Raw genomic sequence first — 4,144 nt, 5'->3', positions numbered from 1 at the left:
TGCGCGCCGTCGCCATCGCCGCGCCCGACGACGCCGTCCTCTCGGCCATCCTGCGCGCCCGCTTCGCCGAACGCAGCATCACCCCATCCGATGACGTGATCGACTATCTGGTTCGACGCCTGGACCGCTCAGCGGAGACCGCCGCCGCCGTGGTCGAAAGTCTGGACGCCCTCCACCGCCCGGTCACGCGCGTTCTGGCGCGTCAGGTGCTGGACGCCATGGACGCCGCCGCCGACTGACCCGCGACATTTTCTCGGCGCCCGCTTGCGGCCGTCACACACGCGCGCGAGAACCGGTTCATGACCGACGCCGCGATCCATGACGACACCCGAGGCGAAGAGGTTCCCGCCTCTCGCGCCCCTCAACTGGCGATGAGCGAAGAGCTGATGGCCTCGCCCAGCCGGTTCTTCAATCGGGAAACCTCGTGGCTGGCGTTCAACGAACGGGTGCTGGAAGAAGCGGCCAACCCCAACCACCCCCTGCTGGAGCGGCTGCGGTTCCTGTCCATTTCGGCCAATAATCTGGACGAGTTCTTCATGACCCGCGTCGCCGGCCTCAAGGGTCAGTTGCGCGAACGGCTGCGCGTCCTGTCCGCCGACGGCCTGACGCCCGCCGACCAGCTGGAGCGGATCAACATCGCCGCCGGCGAGCTGATGGCCGAACAGCAGCTGCGCTGGCGTCAGCTGAAGAAGGAGCTGACGGTCGCCGGCATCGAGATCGTCGATCGCCAGAAGATCACCAAGACCGAGAAGGAGCGTCTGGAACCCGAGTTCCTGAACCAGCTCTTCGCCGTCCTGACGCCGCTCGCCATCGACCCGGCGCACCCCTTCCCCTTCCTGCCCAACCTCGGCTTCTCCCTGGCGCTGAAACTAAAGCGCAAGGGCGAGACCAAGACCTTCTACGCCCTGGTGCCAGTGCCGACCCAGGTTCGCCGGTTCTGGGAACTGCCGACCGACGGCCGCTCCACGCCGGGGCACAAGCGGTTCATTACGCTGGAAAACGTGCTGCTGCTGTTCATCGACCACCTGTTCCCAGGCTGCGAGGTTCAGGAAAAGGGCGTTCTGCGCCTGATCCGCGACTCGGACATCGAGATCGAGGAAGAGGCCGAGGACCTGGTCCTGGAGTTCGAGGAGGCGCTGAAGCAGCGACGTCTGGGCTCGGTGGTGCGGGTCAAGATCGAGGCGTCCATGCCCACCGATCTGCGCGACTTCATCGTTGGCGAGCTGGAGGCCGCGCCCCAGGACGTGGTTCTGGTCGACGGCATGCTGGGTTTGGCCCAGCTGTCGGATCTGATCCCCGGCGGCCATCCGGACCTGAAGTTCAAGGGCTATGAGCCGCGCTATCCCGAACGCGTCCGCGACAATGGCGGCGACGTCTTCGCGGCCATTCGCGAAAAGGATCTGCTGATCCACCACCCGTTCGAGAGCTTCGACGTGGTAGTTCAGTTCCTGCGTCAGGCCGCGCGCGATCCCAATGTCATCGCGATCAAACAGACGCTGTACCGCACCTCCAAGGACAGCCCCATCGTCGCCGCCCTGATCGAGGCGGCCGAGAACGGCAAGAACGTCACCGCCTTGGTCGAACTGAAGGCCCGCTTCGACGAAGAGGCCAATCTGCGCTGGGCGCGGGCGATGGAGCGGGCCGGCGTCCACGTCGTCTTCGGCTTCGTCGAATACAAGACCCACGCCAAGGTCAGTGTCGTGGTCCGGCGCGAGGGCGAGGGCCTGCGCACCTACTGTCACTTCGGCACCGGCAACTATCACCCCGTGACGGCCAAGGTTTACACCGACCTGTCGCTGTTCTCCTGCGACCCCGTCCTGGGGCGCGATGCGACGCGGGTGTTCAACTACATCACGGGCTATGCGACGCCGGACCACCTCGAGGCCCTGGTCGTCTCGCCGCTGAACATGAAGGCCACGCTGATCGAACTGATCGGCAAGGAGATGTCGGCCGCCGCCATGGGCAAGCCCGCCGCCATCTGGGTCAAGCTGAACGCCCTGGTCGATGTCGAGATCATCGACGCCCTTTACCGGGCCAGCCAGTGGGGCGTGCGGATCGATCTGGTGGTGCGCGGCATCTGCTGCCTGCGTCCCGGCGTCCCGGGCCTGTCGGAGAATATCCGGGTCAAGTCGATCGTCGGCCGCTTCCTGGAACACAGCCGCATCGTCTGTTTCGCCAATGGCAAGGACCTGCCGCATGACAAGGCCAAGGTCTTTATCTCTTCGGCCGACTGGATGACGCGAAACCTGGATCGCCGGGTCGAGCTGATGACGCCGATCCGCAACGCCACCGTCCACGATCAGGTGCTGGACCAGATCATGGTCGCCAATCTGAAGGACGATGCACAAAGCTGGGTGCTGGACGCCGAAGGGCGCTATACACGCGTCACCCCCGCCGATCCTGAGCGGCCCTTCTCGGCCCACAAATACTTCATGACAAATCCCAGCCTGTCCGGGCGCGGCCGCAAGGCCAAGAGCCTGCCCGCCGTCCTGCGCTACGAGCGTCCAGGCCGCTGATGCCCGACATCACGCTTACCGACCGCGACATCGCCGCGATCGACATCGGTTCAAACTCAGTTCGTCTGGTCCTGTACCGGCTGGAAGGCCGCGCGATCTGGACTGTCTATAATGAAAAGGTTCTGGCCGGCCTGGGCCGCGACCTGCCGACGACGCGCAAACTGTCGCCCGAGGGCGTGGTCATGGCGATGACGGCGCTGCGCCGTTTCGCCGCCGTGCTGGAAGGCGTGCGGCCTGACGCGACCCTGATCGCCGCCACCGCCGCCGTGCGCGAAGCCTTGGACGGGCCGGAGTTCTGTGAGCGGGTCGCCGCCGAGACCGGCCTCCAAATCCGCGTCCTGTCGGGTGAGGAAGAGGCCAAATATGCGGCCATGGGCGTGCTGGCCGGCGCCCCCCTGGCCCACGGCGTCTCGGCCGACATGGGCGGCGCCAGTCTTGAGCTGACCCGGCTGAACGGACACGGCGTCGAGAACGGCCTGACCCTGCCGCTGGGTCCCTTTGCTCTGGCTGACGGCAAGGCCTTCGACGCCGAGCGCATCAAGGCCCGTATCGATCAGGCCCTGAAACCGATCGCAGGCCAGTTCAAGAGCGAGCGCCTCTACGCCGTGGGCGGCGCCTGGCGGACCTTGGCCCAGGTGCAGATGGGCTTGAAATCCTATCCCTTGAAGGTCGTGCATCAGTATCAGATGTCGGCCGATGAGGCGCTGGAGACCGCGCGTCTGGTGGCGCAGCAGTCGGCGGCCAGCTTGGCCAAACTGCCCGGCGTATCGAAGAAGCGCGCCGAGACCCTGCCCTACGCCGGCCTGGTGCTGGAGGCGTTGATCAAACATCTCGGTCTCAAACAGATCGAGATGTCGGCCTGGGGCGTGCGCGAGGGCCTGCTGTTCGAGACGCTGGACGAGGCGACGCGCACGGCCGATCCGCTGCTGGCCGGCTGCACCGCCCTGGGCGGTCGCCAGGGTGTGGCCCCCGCCCTGCCCGGCGCGCTGAACGGCTGGATTTCCGAAATCGTCGCCGCCCTTCCCGAGGTTTTCGGCGAAAAACGCGACGCCGTTCTGGTCAGCGCCGCTTGCCGTCTGGCGGACCTGGGCGCGCGGCTGCACCCGGATCACAGGCTGGAGCTTGTCTTCGACCAGGTGCTCCGCGCGCCCGTCGCCGGCATCAGCCACACGGAACGCGCCTTTCTGGCCAGCGCGATGAACGCTCGCTACGGCGGCGCGCCCGCCACGCCGCAGCCCGAGGTCATCGACCGCCTGCTCGACGCCGCCGCCGCCAAGCGCGCCCGCGCCATCGGCCTGGCTATCCGTCTGGCCTGCGATCTGTCCGGGCGCTCGCCACAGCTGATGGCCAACGCCACCGCCAAGGTCAAAGGCGGCGACCTGCGCCTGACCGCGACCGAAGGCTACGCCGACGTCCTCTTGGGCGAACAGACCAAGAAGCGCGCCAAGGCCCTCGCCGAGGCGATGGACCTGGGGCTGAAGATCTAAGGCGATCAGCCCGTCTCCTCCCCATCTTATGGGGAGGTGGCGCGGCGCGCCCTCCGCGCCGGGACGGAGGGGTTCTCCAACGCATCATAGGCGCCCGCGGGACTTCAAGAGCCCCTCCACCGCTTCGCGGTCCCCCTCCCC

General features: G+C 66.8%; 2 protein-coding genes and 1 pseudogene. All 3 read left to right on the top strand.

From position 1 onward, the window contains the following. Positions 1-239 (top strand): annotated as a pseudogene (locus tag B3T77_RS02100) (chromosomal replication initiator DnaA); the annotation flags it as partial. Between the two features lie 60 nt (positions 240-299). Further along, complete coding sequence (locus tag B3T77_RS02095; RefSeq protein ID WP_292076709.1) at positions 300-2,516, top strand: RNA degradosome polyphosphate kinase; 2,217 nt, start codon at positions 300-302, stop codon at positions 2,514-2,516. Then, positions 2,516-4,003 carry a Ppx/GppA phosphatase family protein gene (locus B3T77_RS02090; RefSeq protein ID WP_292076707.1) on the top strand — a complete coding sequence of 496 codons (1,488 nt, stop codon included), beginning with the start codon at positions 2,516-2,518 and terminating at the stop codon, positions 4,001-4,003. The genes B3T77_RS02095 and B3T77_RS02090 overlap by 1 nt, the downstream gene beginning before the upstream one ends. Positions 4,004-4,144: the final 141 nt, after the last annotated feature.

This window comes from Brevundimonas sp. UBA7838, from assembly GCF_002500885.1.
Lineage (GTDB): Bacteria > Pseudomonadota > Alphaproteobacteria > Caulobacterales > Caulobacteraceae > Brevundimonas > Brevundimonas vesicularis_C.
The sequence above is the reverse complement of the archived record's forward strand: the minus strand, read 5'-3'. Positions and strand labels throughout refer to the sequence as shown.